The organism is Dyella sp. 01L423, assembly GCF_056399945.1.
In genome coordinates, this window is the sequence record NZ_JBFTSI010000001.1 from 69,444 (window position 1) to 89,720 (window position 20,277).

Genomic DNA, 20,277 nt, shown 5'->3' on the forward strand with positions numbered 1-20,277 from the left:
GCGCCCCGCGAACAGCTACGCTGTGATGGTCATCCTGAGGAACCAAGCAATGACGGAGCGCCGCCCCAACGGTTTTTGGGCCTTTCTCTGCGTCCTCGGGCGCGGCATCAACATCGTCAGGCTGACCATCCTCAACCTGGTGTTCTTTGCGCTGCTGTTGATCGTGCTGCTGATCCTGCTGGTCGGCTTTGCCGGCGCGCGCACCGAGCACTTCATCCAGAACGACAGCGTGCTGGTCATCCAGCCCAAGGGCGAACTGGTCGAGCAGTACAGCATCGAGCCGATGCAGCGCGCGCTGGCCAGCCTGTCGGGCAATCCGCCCAAGCAGATCCAGCTGCGCGACCTGATCGGCTCGATCGACGCTGCCGCCAAGGACTCGCGCATCACCCGCATCCTGCTTGAGCCGAGCGAGCTGCAGGGCGGCGGCTTTGCCGCGCTGCGCGAAGTGGGCGCCGCGCTTGATCGATTCCGCGCGGCCGGCAAGCCGGTGATCGTGTGGTCGCCGAGCCTGGACCAGGGCCAGTACTACCTCGCCGCCCATGCCGACCGTGTGCTGGTCGATCCGCAAGGTGGCGTGATGATCACGGGCCTGGCCAACTACCGGCTGTTCTACAAGGACCTGCTCGACAAGCTGGGCGTGGACGTGCACCTGTTCCGCGTCGGCCAGTTCAAGAGCGCGGCAGAGCCTTACATCCTCGACCATGCGTCGCCCGAATCGAAGGAAGCGGACAGCTTCTGGATGGGCGGTCTGTGGGATACCTACATCAACGAAGTGGCCAAGCTGCGCAAGCTCGATCCGGCCACGTTGCGCCTGGACATCGACACGCTGCCCGAGAAGATCGCCAGCGCCAAGGGTGACCTGGGCCAGCTCTCGCTCGATCAGCATCTGGTCGACGGCGTGGCTACGCCCGCCGAAGTGATCGCCATGATGCGCAAGGAAGGCGTACCCGCCGGCAAGAAGGGCGAGGGTTTCCGCCAGGTCTCGCTGCAGCGTTACGCCGACACCATTTCCGAAGACGGCTCGACCACGCCTGGCGTGTCGGTGGTGGTGGCCGAAGGCGAGATTTCAGGCGGCAAGCAGCCGCAGGGCACCGTCGGCGGCGACTCCACCGCTGCCTTGATCCGTGCCGCCCGCGAGGACAAGCGCACCAAGGCGCTGGTGTTGCGCGTGAACTCGCCAGGCGGCGAAGTCTATGCCGCCGAGCAGATTCGTCGCGAAGTGGCGTTGACGCGCGAAGCCGGCATTCCGGTCGTGGTGTCGATGGGCAACGTGGCCGCCAGCGGTGGCTACTGGATCTCGATGAATGCCGATCGCATCTACGCCGAGCCCAATACCATCACCGGCTCCATCGGCATCTTCGGCATGGTGCTCACCGTGCCCGGTACCTTGGACAAGCTGGGCGTGAAGAGCGACGGCGTGGGCACCAGTCCGCTGGCCGGCGCATTCGACATCACCCGTCCGCTGGATCCGAAAGTGGGCACGGTGATCCAGGCCACCATCGAAAAGGGCTACCGCGATTTCGTCGGCCAGGTGGCCAAGGCGCGCGGCAAACCGTATGACGCCATCGATACGATTGCGCAGGGCCGCGTGTGGACCGGTCAGCAGGCGCTGGATCGCGGCCTGATCGATCAACTCGGCGGCTTGGGCGATGCCGTTGCCGACGCACAGCAACGCGCCAAGCTCGGCAAGGGCGCGCCGGTGCGTTATGTCGAGGAACCGCTCGGAGGCTTCGAGCAGTTCGTGATCAGCCTCAATGAAAACGCGATGGTGCAGATGGTGCAGTCGTACGGCGTGCAGCTGCCGTCGTGGGTGGCGCATGTCGACGCGTTCGCACCGGAGCTCAAGCTGTTGCGCACGGCGCAGTCCGGCCGGCCGAACGTGTACGCGTATTGCTTCTGCACACCGCGCTGAGTCAATCGTTCTGATAGTCGAGCCGCCACCGGATTCCGGTGGCGGCTTTTTTATTGGCGGCGAGAATGCAGTGCGGCCTGGATATGCCCGCCTGGTAGATGGACGGCTAAACGTCTACTCGATGGCGGCGCTGAAATAGTCGCCGTGGCGTTCGACGCATACGGGCATGCCGAAGGTGTCCGAAAGCAGGGCGTCGGTGAGCACTTCGGCCTTGGTGCCCTGCTTGAGCAGGCAACCGTCGCGAAGCAGCACCACGTGCTGGATCTCGGGAAGGATTTCCTCCACGTGATGCGTCACCAGCAACAGCGTTGTGCCGTTGCGTGCGAGGCCGCGCAAGTTCTCAAGGAAGCGCCGGCGGCTTGCCATGTCCAAACCCGCGCAGGGCTCGTCGAGCAGCAGCGCCCTGGGCTGGTGCACCAAGGCACGCGCTATCAATACGCGCCGTGCTTCGCCGGTCGAAAGACTGGCCATGGCGCGGCCGAGCAGATGCGTGGCGCCGGCCTGTTCCAGTGCTTCGCCGGCGCGTTCGCGCATGGACGGCGTGACGCGATGATTCAGGCCCAATCGTTGCGCGGCGAAGAAGCTCGACAGCACCGCCTCGGACACTTCCAGCGTGGCATCGCTGGTGCAGTCGTGCTGCAGCGAGGGCGAGACGATGCCAAGCAGTCCACGCAGGTCGGAGACATGCCAGCGGTCACGTCCGAACACGCGCATGGCAGCCTGGCCGTCGCCGCGTGCAAGCGGATAGAACTCGCGTGTGATCAGGCGCACCAGGGTGGACTTGCCTGCGCCGTTCGCACCGAGGATGGCGGTGTGTTCGCCCGCACCGATGCGCAAGCTGAAACGATCGAGGATCAGCCGCTCGCCGCGCATCACGCTGGCATCATTGATCTCCAGCAGCGGCTCGGCAGAGATTTCATCATGTTGGGCTTTCATGCCGGACACCATGCACGTCCAGACGTCCATTGCCAAGTCCGGCGGCGACAGCCAGCTTATTGCTCGGCGGCATCCAGTTGTTGCTGCTGCTTCTTCGCTTGCTCGTCGACTGTTTTCTGCACATCCACGGCGCGCTGCTTGGCCTTCTCCATGTCGTCCCACGGCGTGGCCACGCGCGCGGTGCTGGCGGCGGCTGGGGCGGAGACCGGTGCCGGCGGCTTGCCAGAGCAGGCGGCCAGGGAGAGCAGGCATAGCAGGGCAGCGAGCTGTTTCATGCGGGAGCCTTGAAGATGGTCGGGGTCGGTGTCGCGCCCATGGTAGCGGGCAGCGCTTGGCGGGAAACGTGGTCGCGTTCTAAGCTCGGCCCATGAACGCACGCATCGACGCCTGGCAGTTGCAGGGACACACCGCCTTGATCACCGGCGCCAGCAAGGGCATCGGCTACGCCACCGCCCGCGAACTGGCCGCGCTGGGCGCCAACCTGCTGCTGGTGGCGCGCGACGCCGACTACCTGGAGCAGGTGCGCGTGGAGCTGGTGGACGATTTCCCCGGCATCGACGTGCTGGCCTTTGGCGCCGATCTTGGCGAACAGGAAGAGCGCCTCGCGGTGTTCGACTGGATTGCTGATCTCGGCGCACCGCTGTCCCTGCTGGTCAACAACGCTGGTGGCAATCAGCCTGCGCCGACCCTGGCCTATCGCGAGGACGACTACCGCGCGATCTTTGAGCAGAACCTGTTCTCCGCCTTCGAGATGTGCCGTCTCGCCCATCCGCAACTGGTACAGCACGCGAACGCAGCGATCGTGAACGTGGGCTCTGTTTCCGGCATAACGCATGTGCGTACTGGCTCGGCCTATGGCATGTCGAAGGCGGCGCTGCATCAGCTTACGCGCAATCTGGCGGCGGAATGGGCGGCCGATGGCATCCGCGTCAACGCGGTGGCGCCCTGGTATATCCGCACGCAGCGCTCCGAGCCTGCACTGGCGAATGACGAGTATCTGGACGAGGTGCTCGATCGCACGCCGCTGCGGCGGATTGGGGAGCCGGAGGAGGTGGCGGCGGCGATCGCCTTTCTGTGCCTTCCGGCTGCCAGTTATGTCACGGGGCAGGTGTTGGCGGTGGATGGGGGGTTTTTGAATTATGGGTTTTAGCTATTCGGTGTGGTGAGCTTGCGAGCTGCACGCTTAGACCCGCCATGCCTCTTGCTCGTCATCCCGGCGTAGGCGGGAAGCGCTCTTCAACAGGCGAAGGCTAGTCATCCAGTTTCGCCGGTCTCCGGTTGTCGCCTTATCGCGACCTGGTTCGCCTGCCGCGGGCTTTCGTGTCGCTGCCGCGGCCCGAGTTACTTTTCTTTGCTTGCCCAAAGAAAAGTAACCAAAAGAAAGGGCCCCCCGGATGACGCGCCTTGCGGGCCTTCGGCCCTTCAGGTGCGCGTGCGGGTTACGGGGTTTTTCGACAGGACATCCCTGTCCTGTCGAAAAACTGGCCGCATCCCTGCGTCCACCCTTCGGGCTTTCCTCCACCCGCCCGCCGCGTCATACGGGGACCCCAAAGGGCAAGAGCCATATCAAGAGCCAAAAGCCCGTCGCGCCGGGCCGCTCTTTGTAGGAGCGCACCCTGTGCGCGAACGCCGCCCCCAGGGCGGCCTGTTAGGCCGCGTTCGCGCACAAGGTGCGCTCCTACAAGGGGTGACGCAGGTATGGGATGGCGGATCAATCTTGCCGGTCGGCTCTTCTGTGGGAGCGCACCCTGTGCGCGACAAACCTACGGAGCAGTACACCCCAGCGTGGCTGTCGCGCACAGGGTGCGCTCCCACAGACAAGCGGCAGGCGCGGCAAAGGACGGAGCGATGCCCGAAGCCGAAGCGCAGCGAGGCTCCGCTTTAAGTCCTCAGCGATTCGGGCGCGTTGCGCAGCGCTTTGAACTACCCGCTGTGTACCCTCGGAGGTTGTCCCACAACAACGCGCCTCGAACGTTCGGGCTTATCCCAGCACAATGCTGCGGGCGTTATCAGGCCATTCTCTTTGGGTTACTTTTCTCTTGGGCCAGCAAGAGAAAAGTGACTCGAGCGGCGGCAGCCGTTCGAAACGCCCGCCGCGTAGGCGGCACGCTGGCGGAGACGCGACAATCGCAGCGCACCGCACCTGGATCCCGGCCTGCGCCGGGATGACGAGCAAAGAAGTCACGCTGCGCACCCGCGCAAACGCGCGCCGCGAAACACTCCCCAACCCTATCCACAGCCCATGTGGATCACCACCCCACAACCCTGTGGATAGATCACCCAAGCTCCCGCCACCACACAAGTTTCAGCATCCTGCGCAAACATTCACCAGCCGCGCGCCGCGTTTTCCACAGCACTTGGGGAAACCCTGGTAGCAACCCTGTGGACAACTCGCCACGCGCGTTGCGTGGCGCGCACTTGCATGACATTGCGCAAATTCTGCCCAGCGTACTCAGCAGTTCTGCAGTTGCTCGTGCAGTTCCTGGTCGCGCCGTTCCAGCGGTGGTTGATCGCTCTTGAAGGCGCGGCGCAGTTTGTCGGCGTTGTCGTCGTAGGCATCTCGCAGGGCGTGGCAGGTTTCTGCGCGCGTGAGTTCGCGGCATTGGTCCTGCACCCAGACGTAGCGATTGGCGATCAGGCCGGGTGTGATGCGTCCGCGATTGAGTTCGGGGGCGGAGGCGCCGGCGGCGTTGGGGCCGCCGTAGACCTGCGACAGCGGCAACGACCCCGCACCGAGGATGCCGTAGGGCACCTGATAGGGCTGTGGATCGCCGTGATCGCTCATGTAGGGCTTGCCATCGGTGGCGCGCACGCAACCGTACATGAGGGGAAGCGCCGCCATCGGCTGCGGCGGCGGCGGGGGCGGCGGCACGGGTTCGAAGGTGGGTGTGTCGGTCGCTGCGGGCGGCGGTGGCGTGACCGGCTGGGAGTCGTCCAACTGCAGCACTTGCTGGCGCTGATTGCCGCTGCAGGGCTTGTCCTGGAAGGTCAGCTTGCCGCTCGCGTCGGTGCATTGATACGCCGTGCCCGCCATGGCCGGCAGGCCAAGCAGCAGGAGTGAAGCGAGGATGCACAGTCGGATCACGCAAAACCTCCTGAGGCGTGGCCGCTCAGAATTCGGCGACGTGTTCCTCGGCGGCGAAGCCGAGCGTCACCGCGCCTTCGCCGACGTTGACCATGCCGGTGATGCTCATCGGTGCTTCCATCAGTTCCACGCCGCATTCCTCGCAGGCGGTGCGCAGCGCGGCATAGCCGGGCAGCTTGCCCAACTCGGACAGATCGCCGCCATAGCTTACGCACACTGCGGGCACCAACAGACCGGCATGGATGCGCTTGGCCGTGTAATTGAACAAGGTTTCCGCGCCGTGCTCGAACCCGCGCACCTTGCCGACCGGACTGGTTTCGCCGCGGTAACCACGCAGCAGCGGCTTGATGTCCAATGCCGAGCCGAGCATGGCGCTGACCAGTCCCACGCTGCGGTCGCCCTTCTTCTTGGCGCGCGCCCGCAGGTAGTACAGGTCGCGCGGCAGCATGTAGCCGTACGAGTTGTTCGCGATATAGGTGAGGCGTTCGCGAATTGCCGCGGGTACTTCGCCTGCGCCAATCAGTCGCGTAGCCTCGACGATGGCGGGGCCCGAACCGGCGAACAGCGTGCGTGTGTCGATCACGCGCATCAGGAACGGACCGGTGAGGCCGTTCTTCTCGCGCACCTCGCGGTAATGCTTGAGCACCGCGAAGCTGGCCTTGATCACGTGATCGTTGATGGCGCTGCGCGTGGCGGTGATGGTGAGGCAGAACACGCAGTCCCGCTCCAGCACCAGCTTGTCGAGGAACAGCTGCTGCACGTCTTCGACGGAGCAGGGAATGGTCTCGGCCGAGTGGCTGCGACTGCCCAGCTTGCGATCCAGGAAGCGATGCAGCTCCACCTGGTTGCGGTTATCCATGAAGATTTCATCGTCGATGCGGATGGTGATGGGCATCACTGCGATGTTGTGCTTCTGCAGAAATGCCTGCGGCAGATCGCAGGCGGCATCGATCGCTATACCCATCCGCATAATGTGACTCCCCTATGACAAGCGCGGCCAACATAGCACGCACCTTCGGATGTGCCGACCCTGACCGTTGGGACATAGGCCCGGGCGTTTCCCATTCGCTGGATCGAACGCGGCCCGCATGGTCAACGCAGCTGCCGGTAGGTTTCGGGGTCGAAGGCATCCACTTGCACGACGGCGTCGCGGGCCTCGTCGGCCTCGCTGAGCGCGTCGAACTCCGCCTGCGTGATGATGCCGGCGGCCAGCGCGTGGTGGGCGAGCTCGTCGCCGGCGGCGCGGTCCAGCGTGCCAGCGCGAATCGCGTCGCGCAGTTTGGTCTCCACCGGCAGGGCGCGCACGGCCTTGTCCAGCGCGGCTTCCAGCTGCCCTAGTCCGGGCTCCTGTGGGCCCGGCACGTGAATGTCGCCGGTGAGGTGGATGCGCGCTTCGCGATCTTCCAGGATGGCCCGCGCGGCGCGCTGGCCCAATCGATCGGACGGCGGCTGGAAGCGCGCGCCCAGTGGGAACACCAGCAGCCGGGCGACGCTGGCCGCCAGCTCGGAGGGCAGGTTGTCCAGCACGCCGCGCAATGCCTCCTGCGTGCGATACAGCGCCAAGGCCACGCCCCATCGCGCCAGGTCGTAGTGGGAGGCGAGCTTGGGTCCGTCGTGGTAGCGCTTGAGCGTGGCGGCGGCGAGGTATTGCCAGGCCAGTGCGTCGGCGAGGCGTCCGGAAATCTTCTCGCGGCGTTTGAGCGTGCCGCCCAGCGTGGCCATGCAAGTGTCCGACACCAAGGCGAACGCCGAGGCGAAACGCGTGAGGTGCTGGTACTGGCGAGCGAGTTCGCTGTCCGGCGCCTTGGCCAGACGAGATCCGCTCAAGCCGAGCAACAAGGCACGCACCCCGCGGGTAAACACAAAATTGATGTAGCCGAAGGCGCTGCTGTCGACCGCCTTGAGGTCCTTGGCGGCAATCGCATCGATCAGCTTCTGCACCCAGGGATGGCAACGAATGGCGCCCTGGCCGTAGATGATCATCGAGCGGGTGAGAATGTTGGCGCCTTCCACGGTGATGCCGATCGGCACGGACATCCACATATGCGAGAGCGCATTGCGCGGGCCGCGCTGGATCGCGGCGCCCGCGCGGATATCCATGGCGTCGCTCACCACGACGCGCATCGCATCGGTGAGATAGGCCTTGGCGATCGAACCGAGCACCGCCGGTTTTTCGCCGGCATCGAGCGCGCCGCAAGTGAGTGTGCGCGTGGCCGTCATCAGATAGGTGAGTCCGGCAATGCGCGCCAGCGGTTCTTCGATGCCTTCGAAGCGGCCGATCGGCGTGTCGAACTGCTCGCGCACCGTGGCATAGGCCCCGCAGATGCGCGTCGCCATCTGTGCGGCTCCGACGGCAAGCGCAGGCAGCGAAATGGAACGACCCGCCGCCAGACTTTCCATCAACATGCGCCAACCGTGGCCGGCTTGCGCCACGCCGCCAATGATGGCGTCAAGCGGAACGAATACGTCGTGGCCGACGATCGGGCCATTGGCGAACGGCACGCCCATCGGATCGTGATGCTGCCCGATCTCCACACCGGGCAAGTCGCGGGAGATCAGTGCGCAGGTGATGCCGCGATCCACTGCGCCGCCCAGCAGGCCATCGGGATCTTTCAGGCGGAACGCCAGGCCGATCAGTGTGGCGACGGGAGCCAGCGTGATGTATCGCTTGTTCCAGTTAAGGCGCAGGCCGATGACCTCTTCGCCATTCCACTGTCCCCGCTCCACCACGCCTTCGGACTGCGTGGCCGCCGCATCGGAACCGGCCTCCGGTCCGGTGAGCGCAAAGCAGGGCACTTCGCGGCCGTCGGCGAGGCGGGGCAGGTAGTGGCGCTTCTGTTCTTCGGTGCCGTAGTGCAGCAGCAGTTCGCCCGGGCCCAGCGAGTTGGGCACCATCACCGTCACGGCCGCCGCGACCGAGCGCGTGGCGATGCGCGTGACCACGCGGGAATGGCCGATTTCGGACATGCCAAGACCGCCATAGGTCTCGGGCAACACCATGCCGAAGAAACGCTCGCGCTTGATGAAGTCCCATACCTCGGGCGGCAGGTCGCGTTGCTGCTCGATCTGCCAGTCGTCGAGCATCGCGCATAGCTGGGTGACCGGGCCGTCCATGAACGCCTGTTCGCGTGCGCTCAGCGGCTTGCACTGGAAACGCAGCAGCGCATCCCAATCGGGCATGCCGGAGAAGATCTGCGCGTCCCACCACACCGTGCCTGCTTCAAGCGCGATGCGTTCGGTCTCGCCCAGGCGCGGCATTACCTTGCCGAGCATCGGCAGCAGGCTGCGGGCGAACAGGATGCGGCGCAGCGGCGCGAAACCGGTTACCAATGCAACTATGACGGCTGCAAATAGCAGTCCATATAAAAGGAGTGGCGATTGAACGCCGCGTACAATCCAGGTGAGGAACAGCACGGCCAGCGCCAGCACCCAGGCCAGCCATCCACGCCCCACGAATGCAAAGCCGAGGAACACGGCGAGGGCGACGATCCAACCGATCAGCAGCATGGTGTTCTCCTTGGGATGGGGCCCATCGTGGGCGGGGCCGGTTCAAGGAAATGACAACAAAGCGCCCGGCGGCGGCCGTCACCCGCTAAGATGCACGCACTGATCTGGCATCTTGCCGGCGTGGCGTCGCCGGTAACGCGCAACGGAACCTACGTTGCGCCGACCTCAAGGGGTCTCAATGAAAGACAAGCAGGAGATCGTCTCCAACTGGCTGCCGCGCTATACCGGCACGCCTTTGGAGGAGTTTGGCCAGCACATACTGCTGACCAATTTTGGCCACTACGTAGACCTCTTTGCCGAATGGCACGGCGTGGAAGTACGCGGGCGCGACCGGCCCATGCCCAATGCCACCGCCGACGGCATCACCCTGATCAACTTCGGCATGGGCAGCCCCAACGCCGCCACCGTGATGGATCTGCTCAGCGCCGTCCATCCCAAGGCTGCTTTGTTCCTGGGCAAGTGCGGCGGCCTCAAGAAGAAGAACGCCATCGGCGACCTGGTCCTACCCATCGCGGCGATCCGTGGCGAAGGCACGTCCAATGACTATCTGTTGCCGGAGGTGCCGGCCCTGCCAGCCTTCCAGCTGCAACGCGGTGTCTCCACCATGATCCGCGACCTTGGCTACGACTACTGGACCGGCACGGTGTACACCACCAACCGCCGCGTCTGGGAGCACGACGACGCCTTCAAGGATTACCTGCGTCGCACACGCTGCATGGCCATCGATATGGAGACCGCCACCATCTTCGCGGCAGGCTTCGCCAACAAGATTCCGTGCGGAGCGCTTCTGCTGGTCTCCGACCAGCCCATGATCCCCGAGGGCGTTAAGACGGAATTAAGCGACCGCAGCGTGACCACGCAATTTGTTGAACGCCACATACGCATCGGTATAGAAGCCTTGAAACTGGTGCGCCGCAAGGGACGCAGTGTCAAACACCTGCGCTTCGAGGCCGACACCGGCACGGAGTGAACCCCTGCCAAATCAGATGCCTGGCGAGGCCCATGGCGGCCTGCCAGGCTTTTTTCACCGTGGCTTCACCCCGTTGCAACGATGTTCCTCGCAGCGCAGCAACCCGTTGCAGGGCGGTTGGCGGCGCGGATTTAATGCCGAATTCGCAAAAAATTGCGATAGTTGTCACGGCACTTTGTTTTCTTGCCGTATAGATTTTATTGACTATCTGTAAGTAAAGCGTGATAAATGCCGAGCGCTGTAGACCGCACTTTTGTCGGTCTACGCCTGAATTGTTTGGGTAATCGGGCGCGGGTTTGAGGCGGGGAAAGTCTGTCAAACCCAGTCAATATAAATAACGGGAGGGTGTTCTCATGAAGTTCGGGGAAAATAAACTGTGCACGTCGGTGCGTCTGGCTTTGTCGCTGGGCATGCTCGCAGCAAGCGCCTACGGCACTACCGCTTTCGCGCAGGACGCGCAGTCCACTACGCCGGCGCCGGCCGCTGATCAGGCCAAGAGCAAGACTCTCGAAACGGTCACCGTGACCGGTTCGCTGATTCGCCGCGTAGACGTCGAGACGGCCAGTCCCGTCGTAACCATCGATCGCGCTCAGATCCAGGCCACCGGCAAGCAGACGCTTGGCGACCTGGTGCAGCAGCTGCCGGCCATGACCGGTGGCGCCGTCAACCCGCAGACCAATAACGGTGGCGGTACCGGCGTTTCGTCCATCAACCTTCGCGGCCTGGGTTCGCGCCGTACGTTGATCCTGATCGACGGTCAGCGCCTGCTGAGCAAGGATCCGAACGCCATTCCGGTTGATGCCATCGAGCGCATCGAAGTGCTGCCGACCGGTGCGTCGGCCACCTACGGTTCGGATGCGATCGGCGGCGTGGTGAACTTCATCACGCGCAAGAACTACCAGGGTGCCACCTTCACCGCGAACGTCGGCCAGTCCGATCGTAACGACGGTGAGCAGAGCGGCTACACCTTCACGTTCGGCCAGACGTCCGATAAGGGCAGCCTGATGGCCGGCATCAGCTACAACAAGCAGGATGGCGTGCTGGCTGCCAACCGCGACTTCTCCAAGAACGCGCTCAGCCTCGTCGGCAACCAGGTTCTCGTCGGCGGTTCGCCGTCCTCGGGCGTGGGCCGCATCCAGCTGCCGCCGGGCCTTGCCGCCAACTTCCCGGGCTGCGCCTCGGGCCAGGTCGCGCTGAGCGCCGGTGGCAACAGCCAGGTCGTGACCCCGGCCAACTACCACTGCTTCGGTACGTCGGACCGTTACAACTACGCCGGCATCAACCTTGACATGACCCCGCAGGAGCGCACTGGCGGCTTCCTGAATGGTGAGTACCACCTGGCTGACCACGTCACGGCCTATGTCGATGCGGTCTACCAGAAGACCTCGTCCAGCTTCCAGTTGGCACCGGCCGTGTACGGCTCTGCCTCCACTGGCGCTGTGATCACCAAGGGCAATGCGTTCAACCCGTTCGGCGTGAACTTCAGCTCGTCGGGCAACCTGTTCGCTTCGCGCCTGGTCACCAACGGTGTCCGTACTGCTTCCTCGGGTCGTACCGATGCGCAGATCAACACGGGCTTCAAGGGCGACTTCACCGTTCTGGACAAGAACTGGAACTGGGACGTCGGCTTCAACTACGGCCACCAGAGCGTCGTCACCACGACCGGCGGCCTGGTTGACCAGACCAAGCTCTACACCGGCGACTCGACCATCGGTCCGGACGGTCTGGCGACCAGCCCGAACTGCGCGAACGTCACGGCTTGCCAGTTCAACCCGTTCGACATGAACGCACCCGGTACCATCGCGGCCCTCAAGCAGGCCAACGTGGTGGCGCCGTCGAACCTGTACATCCTCGAGAAGACCTGGCACGCCGGCCTCAGCGGCGAGCTGTTCAGCCTGCCGGCAGGCGCCGTGCAGCTGGCAGGTGGCTTCGAGTGGCGTAAGGACTACGAGCACGCCATCCCGGCTCCGCAGCTGGTGATCGATCCGACCACCGGTACCTGCGACCTGGGCAGCCAGTGCCTTAGCGCCGTGCAGGGTGGCTACACCACCAAGGATCTGTACGCCGAAACGTTCATCCCGATCCTCGCCGGCCTGCCGGGCATCCAGTCGCTGAACCTGACCATTGGCGACCGTTACTCGCGCATCGGTTCCTTCGGCAGCACGAACAACTTCAAGTTCGCGCTCGAATACAAGCCGTTCGACGACCTGCTGCTCCGTGGCACGATGGAAGACGTGTTCCGCGCCCCGTCGCTGGCCGAGCTCTACAACTCGGGCTCCGATGCGCCGAACATCCACAGCGATCCTTGCACGGGCTACACCGGCGCGCCGGCTGGCTCCCCGCTGGCGCTCGCTTGCGCGAACGTGCCGACCGATGGCTCGTTCGTCAACGAGAACGTCAAGAACAACGTGCAGGCAACCACCGTGCTGCAGGGTGCGCGCGTGGCGGGCTTCCCGGTCAAGCCGGAGCACGGCAAGTCGTATGACTTCGGCTTCGTGTACAGCCCGTCGTATGTGCCGGGCCTGTCCACCACCGTCGACTTCTGGCGCGTGAACCTCAAGGACACGATCGCTTCGGTTGGCTTGCAGAGCCTGCTCGACCTGTGCGCAAACGGTTCGACGGTCTATTGCCAGTACATCCATCGCGTGGCCTCGGGCGTCAACGCAGGTCAGATCGCCGCTTCCACGGTCGAGCCGACGGGCAACCTCGGCGCGATCAACACCAGCGGTGTCGACTGGTCGGCGAACTACAAGCTGCCGCAGTTCTCGTTCGGTCAGATCAACGTTGGCGTCAACGCGACCTACCTGAAGTACTACGACCTGGAAACGGCGCCGGGTACCGAAGGCAACGTGACCTACAAGAACGCTGGTCACTTCCTGCCGTTCGGTTCGGCTGCTGCTGCAGCCTGCCCGGATAACGTGGGCGTCTGCCTGTTCCCGCGCTGGCGCGCACAGGGCTTCGTGGATTGGCAGTCGGGTGGCTGGAGTGCCCAGTGGCGCATGCGCTACATCGGTCGCTTCCAGAACGGCGCTGCCACGGGTTCGCCGCAGGACAGCTTCCCGAACGGCGAGTCGGGCACGATCCTGAAGTACGGTGCGACGGTCTACAACGACGTGTCGATCGGCTACAACCTGGCCATGATCAACACCCGTCTGGACTTCGGCGTGAACAACCTGTTCGACAAGCAGCCGCCCATGCTGTACGCGAACAACACGCTCAACGCCAACACCGATCCGAGCGACTTCGACCTGATGGGCCGCTACTGGTGGGCTCGCGTCACGGTCAAGTTCTAAGTCGTTGATATAAGCGTTAACCTTGAGGGCCGCGTGAACGTTCACGCGGCCCTTCTCTTTTGTGAAGACATGGCCACTTACGACATTTCATTTATCGCCGCAGCTATCAGCGCCGGCGAGTCGGTTCGAGCAGAGGCGTTGTGCCGCGAAGCGCTGACGCAGTCTCCAGACAACGAGGACCTGTTGCTGTTGCTGGCCATCAGCTTGCAACTCCAGCATCGATCGCAGGACGCGCTGCTGATCTACGGTCGCCTTACCCAGTTGAATCCGGGCAGCAGTGGCAACTGGAGCAATTACGCGACGGCCTTGGTGGAGCTGGGATTCCAGAAAGAGGCTGTCGCCGCCTATTCGCAGGCGATCGAACGCGATGCGCAAAATGTGCTGCCCAAGAGCCAGCTGGGACTGCTGCTGATCCAGATGCAGGACTATCTGTCGGCGCGGAGTGTGTTGCTGGATGCGGTTGAGCTGCGGCCCGATGCCATCGAATTGCGCATTGATGCCGCGCGCGCCTGCTGCCTCAGCCAGGACCAGGAAGGCGCATCGGATCTCCTGCGACACTGGCCGCGTTGGCTTCCCCTCAACGACGATAACCTTCAGCTTGAGCTGGCCCAAGTCTTGACGATAAAGGGCGATATCCCCGATGCAGCTGCATTGCTCGAGGATCTGCTGACCCGCCAGTCACGCAACTTTGATGTGCGCCTTCTTCTGGCCAATCTTTATGAACGCCTGAATAGGCTGTCGGACGCCGAGACGGTGTTGCAGCCGGTCATGCAGGTGGGCGCGGACGTGTCGGAAGTTCAACGCAAAGAGGCCAACCATGTGTTGGCGACTTTGGCGGCGCGCCGCCAGGATCTGCAAGCCGCGAGGGATCTGCTGGAATCGACGGGACCTGAAGCCCCCAACAGCTTTGGTCACTACTTTCTTCTGGGCTCGGTCTGCGACAAGTTGGGCGACACCCAAGCTGCGATGAGTGCGCTGCATGTCGCGCACGAGCTGGAGGCCAACGAACGCCGCATTGACTCGCCCGAATACTTCGTGCCCGGCGCGCCAGCCATGCCTGTGGCAGGGCCGCGCGTATCCGCCGAGCAGTACGCACGATGGCCGCGCCTGATCGCGCCGGAAATGCGCGACTCTCCCATCTTCGTGGTGGGTTTCCCGCGATCGGGAACGACGCTGCTCGAACAGATGCTGGATGCCCATCCGGGCCTGCAGTCCATGGACGAGAATCCGTTCTTCAATCGCCTTGCCGGTTTGCTGGGCAATCATGATCGGCGCATTCTCGATGACCTGAGTGTTTTGCGGCAGTACGACTGCGACGAATTGCGCAAGCGTTACCACACGATGGTCGGCCAGCGCATCCAGCGTAACTGGGACACGCGGCTGGTCGACAAGAACCCGCTGAACATGACTTGGCTGCCGGTGATCCAGCGCCTTTTCCCGGAAGCAAAGTTCATCCTCGCCGTACGCCATCCCTGCGACGTGATCCTCAGCTGCTACATGCAGAGTTTCCGCTCAAGCGGTCTTGCGGCTGCGTGCAGCACCATGGACCGCCTGGCGCGAGCCTATGTGCAGACCATGGAGCGCTGGCTGGAGGATGTAAGCATCTTCAAGCCAGACGTGATGGTGTCTCGCTACGAAGACCTGGTGGACGACTTCGCCCCGCAAGTGGAACGCATCGCGCAGTTCCTTGAACTGCAGGATGCATCGCCGATGCTGCAATTCGATCGTCACGCGCGTGGCAAGACGTTTATCGGCACGCCCAGCTATTCGCAGGTGATCGAGCCGGTCAACCGCAAGGGGCTGGGGCGCTGGCAGCGCTACCGCGACCAATTCGAGCCACTGCTGCCGATACTCGAGCCGGTGCTTAGCCATTGGGGCTATGGAGTTGCTGCCGGCTGAAGCGCTGATCCGGACATGGCGGTGATCAATGCAGGTCGATCGCCTCCAAATCCGGCAAGTGCTGTAGATAGCGCTGCCAACGTCCCGTCGAGCTGGTGTAGATCGCCTGCCGTGCCTGCCATACGCTGGCGGTGGCAATGCTGTCGTGTGTTCTTTGGAGGACAGGCACCGCATCGCCCGGCATGCCCAGCCACTGCGCGATCGTGTCCAGCGTGTCTGCTGGAGAGCTGACGAACTCCTCGTAGCTCACGGTGGTGAACGAGGCGGGGTACCGTTTGCGCCAATGCGCGGCCAGCCGCTGGCAGTCGCTGATGACCGTAGCGATGTCGCCAAGGTCGTAGGCGTAGTCGTGGGCGGGGTCGTGAAACGATTGCGACCATAGCGACAAGGCGATATCGCGTGGGTCGCGCTCGCAATAAATGATGCGCGCGTTCGGCCACAAGCTCATCGCCAGGTCAATGCGAAGCAGGTTCAGCGGCTGCTTGTCGACATACCAGCGCGCCGGCTCGTCGTCCTGAAGCAACTGCTTCGAGTACTGCGCCGCGGCCTCCTCTAGCTGTGCGCGAGTAGGAGACGTGGAAAGAAACCGCTGCTCCCAGAACTCAAGCCAGCCAAGTTCGCCACGATTCCTGACGTCCGGATAGCGGGCCAGGTGCTGCGCCAGCAACGTGGTACCCGAACGTGGGACGCCCACGATGAAGACTGGCGTCCAGTCCTGCGCTGCGGATAGCGTCACCGAAGGGACGGGGGCATCGAGGCGTGCCTTGATCGCTCGCTTCCACTGCTTGCGCGACCAGCGGCTGTCTGCATGGGCCATCGCGTTGGCTCGGCCCAAATAGTCCGCCGCTGCGGCGACGTCGCCTAGGTCATCGTGCGCCTTGCCAAGCGCGAACAGTATTCCCCGCCGCGTCTCGTTGATGAGGTCAGGGCGCTGCAGTACGGCCCGGAAAAAAGCGAAATCGGGGTGGTCGGCCTTGTCGTAGCGCTGCAGTCCTGCCAGTCCCAGCGGGATATTCCAGTTCACTGCGTCCGGCGTCAGCTCCAGCGCCCGACGGTAATGCTCGCGTGTCTGCGCAAAGTGCCCGAGCTGAATGCCAAGCATGCCGGCGTAGGCATGCAGGCGTGGATCGTCGATGCCCGAAGCGATCGCGTTTTCGCAGATCGTAAAGGCCTCTGCAGGGCGTCCATAATCGTTGAGCATTTCGACGGCTTGAAGGACCGCTTCAACATCTTGCCGGTTATGTTTGAACAACGAGAGCAGTGTGTCGCCGACGGCAGTGAGTCGCCCCTGCTCACGCAGCAGGGATGACAGCAGGAAGGACGCACCGACATCGCCCGGATGGGTGCCCAGCCACGCATGGAGCAACTGTTCTGCCTGCTCGGATTGCCCGTTTTGCCAGAGCAGCCCCGCCAGGCCGAGCAGGGCGTCCGCCGAATCGGGAAAGCGCGATGCGGCGGCCTCGAAAACGGCTAGCGCGGCGGAAATGTCCGAGCGCAGCGCGAGCGCGCGTCCTTGTGCGAGCCACGCATGTTCCGGTTGCGAGGCAAGCGCGGCGAGCAAGGCGGACGCGCTTCCAGCGGAGGTCATGGCGATGCTTGTTCGCTGTACGCCGGCAAACCCAGCGCAGTACGCAACGGATTCAGAAGGCTGCCGTATCGCTCCGCACGCGCAGTGTCGCTGCGCATCGGCTGGCGCACCTGCGTCGCGCTCGGCGAACGCACCACGCGCCGGTTTTCGTGGAAATTGAGGCAGGCCTCTTCAAAGGGCAAGCCGCAGAAGGCGAGCAAGTCGCGGATCTGTGCATCCGGGTTGGCCACCATGGCTTCGTAGCTGTGCTCGCGGATGTGGCCTGGATGAAGGGCTGCACTGCGAGACACGTTGCGGTCGAAATCGCGCCAGAAGGTTGCCAGATCTTCGAAACTCTGGCTGTAGCCACTGTTGGCCGCCAACGGCTGGCGATAGCAGGAGAAGCACGTCTCAAGGGGATCGCGTCGCACCACCACGATGCGCGCGTTTGGAAGCATGGCGCGAATGGCGCCGATGTATATCCAGTTGCTCGGCAACTTGTCGGTAAACATAGGGCGTTCGCCGCGCCAGCGCGAGGTACGGTCGAGGTAGCGCTGTCCCAGGCGCCGCCAGTCGGCGGGCGTTGCCTCGCGCGCCCACTGCGGGATCGGTTTGCCGCCCAGCCTTTGGGTTTCCTCACCGAGCACCTGCGAAAGATCCGGCAGTTCGCCGGCGCCTTCTACCATCGAATGCGAGGCGAGGATTTGTTCGACGAGTGTTGAGCCCGAGCGCGGCAGGCTCACGATAAAGATGGCTTCGCCACCCAGCGCGTCAGGGCTGCCTGCGGGCGGCGGGACAAACGCATCGGCGACGGCGGCGACACCAGAGGAAAAGCGAACGGCATCCCAAGCCTGGTGGCGACGTGCCGTTGCATTGGCGCGTGCCAGCGAGTCGAGTGATTCCGCGTAACGTCCTTCGTCGTCGAAAGCCTTGGCGAGCGCGAAGCCTATCGTGATGCGGTCCTGTTCCGTTGCATCGGGCCGTTGCAGCGCCGATTGCATTTGGGCAATGTCTTTTGCGTCGAACCGTTGGGTGCGCAAATCGGCCAATCCCCACCACGCCAGTCCAAAGGTGGGACGTACCGCGAGCAGGCGACGGTATTCGGCCGCTGCCTCGTCGACCTGCCCGCGGGTGCGCAGCAAATCAGCCAGCAAGGCGCGGGCGCCTGCATGATCGGGTGCTAGCGACACGGCGCGCTTCAGGGCGTCGGCGGCCTCTTCGTTGCGGACAGACTTGGTCAGCATGACGCCCAGGTTGTACCAGGCAATGGCAAGACCGGGTTCGAGTTCGCACGTTCGCTTCAGCGCGCGAATAGCACCTTGATAATCGCCAGCGGCGCCGAACAGGGAGCCCATGGTGTTGTGGTAGAGCGCGTCGTGGGGGCGCAGCGCCAGCGCGCGTTGCATGAGACTCACCGCGTCGTTGTGCTGGCCGCGCAGGCTGTGGATGCCCGCCTTCATGCGGAGTACTTCGGGGTGGTCCGGATAGGCCGAGAGCACGCGTTCGAGCTGGCGGTCGGCCTCGTCGGGTCGCCCGGCATCCAGCGCCTGGGCGGCGATCATCACTTGTTGGGTGGCCGTTGGTCCCAGCCCTTGCAGTCGTAAATTCATCAGTGGCCCAATCCAGGAAAGGACTACCGCGACGCAGCTTTCTGCTCACGAAAAAGCGCGTGCGGCCCGTCGAAACGCGTCTATTATGCCCATATGCACCGGGGTGGGGACTGCGGTGCTCAATTGCATTAGTGATGTCGCAAGCGGCGGGAGCAATGATGAATAGCGGAGTGGGAGTGGCAGTGCCGGCGCTGCGAGAGATGGCGCTCAACGGATTGCGGCAGGGCGATGCGGCGCTGGCCGAGCAGTATTTCGCGCGCCTGCTGGAGCAGGCGCCCGACGATGCCGAGGCGTTGCAATTCGTGGCCAGCCGGCATCTGGCGCGGGGAGACGCCAGTCGCGCGCTGGCCATGCTGGCGGCCGCCGTGAAGGCGCACCCGGAACATCCGGATCTGCTGCACCAGTTTGGCGTGGTGCAGACGGTCGCGGGCGACCTGCGAGGGGCTGCGGAAAGTCTGCGCCGGTGCGTGGACATCGCACCCAATATGTTCGTGGCGCGCCTGCGCCTGGGCATTGCCCTGGAGCAGTTGGGCGAGATGCAGCGTGCACTGCTGGCCTATTTCGGCGCGGTCAATGCGGCCCAGGCCGAGGGGCGCTGGATGAGCGACGCCTCCACGGCGCCAGGGCTGCGCCAGGCCGTGCAGCACGCGATGCGTTTCATCGACGCGGGCCGCCGCCGTACCTTTGACGCGGTGCTCGAGCCGATGCGCGCGCGCTATGGCCGCGACGCCCTGTCCCGCGTGGAGGCCTGCCTGGCGATCTACCTGGGCGAGCGTCGGGCGGAACTTCCCGACCCCCGGCAAAAACCGAAATTCCTATATTTCCCCGGCGTACCCAGCCAGGCCTACTACGCTGCCGAACGCTTCCCCTGGCAGGCCGAACTGCAGGACGCCACCGGGGTGATCCGCGAAGAACTGCAGTCCGTGCTCGCTGAAAACCGTCCGTTCGAGCCGTTCCTCGGCGAGCAGACCGAAGAATCACTCAAGGGACACCTGCGTTCATCGGGCGAGCAGCCCGCCGCATGGGATGCCTTCTTCTTCTATCGCCACGGCGATCGCTTCGACGAGAACCATGCGCGCTGCCCGCGCACCTCGGCCGTGCTCGAGCATATTCCGCTGGTGCGCATCCGCGATCACGCGCCGGAGACCCTGTTCTCCGTGCTGCGGCCGGGCACGCACATCCTGCCGCACCGTGGCGTGACCAACACGCGATTGGTCACGCATCTGCCCTTGATCGTGCCGCGCGACTGCGCGATCAACGTGGGGGGCGAACTGCACGAGTGGAAGGAAGGCCGCTGCGTCACCTTTGACGACACCTTCGAGCACGAGGCGTGGAATCGCAGCGACAGCACCCGCGTGGTGGTGATCCTCGATAGCTGGAATCCCGACCTCACCGAGGTCGAACGCATGGCCGTGACCGACCTGGTCGAGACCATCGGGGATTTCAACCGCGCCAGCGAAGTCGCCGTACCAGGGGGATAAAGGACGCGGCTTGGCTG

At 64.1% G+C, this 20,277-nt stretch carries 13 protein-coding genes; 6 read left to right on the forward strand and 7 right to left on the reverse strand.

Translation table 11 applies throughout. From position 1 onward, the window contains the following. Positions 1-49: 49 nt before the first annotated feature. Entirely contained in the window at positions 50-1,912 is a 1,863-nt protein-coding gene (sppA, locus tag AC1DMY_RS00310) for a signal peptide peptidase SppA (RefSeq protein WP_477163066.1), read from the forward strand. Positions 1,913-2,026: 114 nt separating this feature from the next. Here the strand turns inward: sppA and AC1DMY_RS00315 are convergent, their stop codons facing one another. Both AC1DMY_RS00315 and AC1DMY_RS00320 read right to left on the reverse strand, forming a co-directional pair. Then, positions 2,027-2,848: an ABC transporter ATP-binding protein gene (locus AC1DMY_RS00315; protein ID WP_477163067.1), complete on the reverse strand. Its 822-nt coding sequence runs from the start codon at positions 2,846-2,848 to the stop codon at positions 2,027-2,029. A gap of 56 nt (positions 2,849-2,904) precedes the next feature. Then, a complete protein-coding gene (locus AC1DMY_RS00320) occupies positions 2,905-3,123 on the reverse strand; it encodes a hypothetical protein (protein ID WP_477163068.1) in 219 nt (72 codons plus the stop codon). 92 nt (positions 3,124-3,215) lie between these two features. On the opposite strand from AC1DMY_RS00320, the gene AC1DMY_RS00325 reads away from it, so the two are divergent. After that, entirely contained in the window at positions 3,216-3,998 is a 783-nt protein-coding gene (locus tag AC1DMY_RS00325; RefSeq protein ID WP_441604754.1) for an SDR family oxidoreductase, read from the forward strand. 1,302 nt (positions 3,999-5,300) lie between these two features. On the opposite strand, the gene AC1DMY_RS00330 is transcribed toward AC1DMY_RS00325, so the two are convergent. The 3 genes from AC1DMY_RS00330 to AC1DMY_RS00340 form a co-directional block, all read right to left on the reverse strand. Next, the gene (locus AC1DMY_RS00330) at positions 5,301-5,933 is read right to left on the reverse strand and encodes a DUF4124 domain-containing protein (protein WP_477163069.1); all 633 of its coding nucleotides are present in this window, start codon (positions 5,931-5,933) and stop codon (positions 5,301-5,303) included. Positions 5,934-5,958: 25 nt separating this feature from the next. Next, positions 5,959-6,903, reverse strand: coding sequence for a DegV family protein (locus AC1DMY_RS00335; RefSeq protein ID WP_477163070.1), 945 nt, complete (start codon positions 6,901-6,903; stop codon positions 5,959-5,961). Between the two features lie 122 nt (positions 6,904-7,025). After that, a complete protein-coding gene (locus tag AC1DMY_RS00340; protein ID WP_477163071.1) occupies positions 7,026-9,440 on the reverse strand; it encodes an acyl-CoA dehydrogenase in 2,415 nt (804 codons plus the stop codon). 178 nt (positions 9,441-9,618) lie between these two features. Between AC1DMY_RS00340 and AC1DMY_RS00345 the strand changes: the two genes are divergently transcribed. From AC1DMY_RS00345 to AC1DMY_RS00355, 3 genes are all read left to right on the forward strand, one after another. Further along, positions 9,619-10,410 (forward strand): AMP nucleosidase, encoded by a 792-nt coding sequence (locus AC1DMY_RS00345; protein ID WP_441604750.1) that lies wholly within the window; start codon positions 9,619-9,621, stop codon positions 10,408-10,410. 353 nt (positions 10,411-10,763) lie between these two features. After that, positions 10,764-13,703 carry a TonB-dependent receptor domain-containing protein gene (locus AC1DMY_RS00350; RefSeq protein ID WP_477163072.1) on the forward strand — a complete coding sequence of 980 codons (2,940 nt, stop codon included), beginning with the start codon at positions 10,764-10,766 and terminating at the stop codon, positions 13,701-13,703. Positions 13,704-13,772: 69 nt separating this feature from the next. Continuing rightward, positions 13,773-15,602 carry a tetratricopeptide repeat-containing sulfotransferase family protein gene (locus AC1DMY_RS00355; protein ID WP_477163073.1) on the forward strand — a complete coding sequence of 610 codons (1,830 nt, stop codon included), beginning with the start codon at positions 13,773-13,775 and terminating at the stop codon, positions 15,600-15,602. A gap of 25 nt (positions 15,603-15,627) precedes the next feature. On the opposite strand, the gene AC1DMY_RS00360 is transcribed toward AC1DMY_RS00355, so the two are convergent. Next, positions 15,628-17,190, reverse strand: coding sequence for a sulfotransferase family protein (locus AC1DMY_RS00360; protein WP_477163074.1), 1,563 nt, complete (start codon positions 17,188-17,190; stop codon positions 15,628-15,630). Further along, the gene (locus AC1DMY_RS00365) at positions 17,187-18,779 is read right to left on the reverse strand and encodes a tetratricopeptide repeat-containing sulfotransferase family protein (RefSeq protein ID WP_477163075.1); all 1,593 of its coding nucleotides are present in this window, start codon (positions 18,777-18,779) and stop codon (positions 17,187-17,189) included. The genes AC1DMY_RS00360 and AC1DMY_RS00365 overlap by 4 nt, the downstream gene beginning before the upstream one ends. A 200-nt stretch (positions 18,780-18,979) precedes the next feature. Here AC1DMY_RS00365 and AC1DMY_RS00370 point away from each other — a divergent pair, with 200 nt between their 5' ends. Next, positions 18,980-20,260: an aspartyl/asparaginyl beta-hydroxylase domain-containing protein gene (locus AC1DMY_RS00370; protein ID WP_477164163.1), complete on the forward strand. Its 1,281-nt coding sequence runs from the start codon at positions 18,980-18,982 to the stop codon at positions 20,258-20,260. The last annotated feature ends 17 nt before the right edge of the window (positions 20,261-20,277 follow it).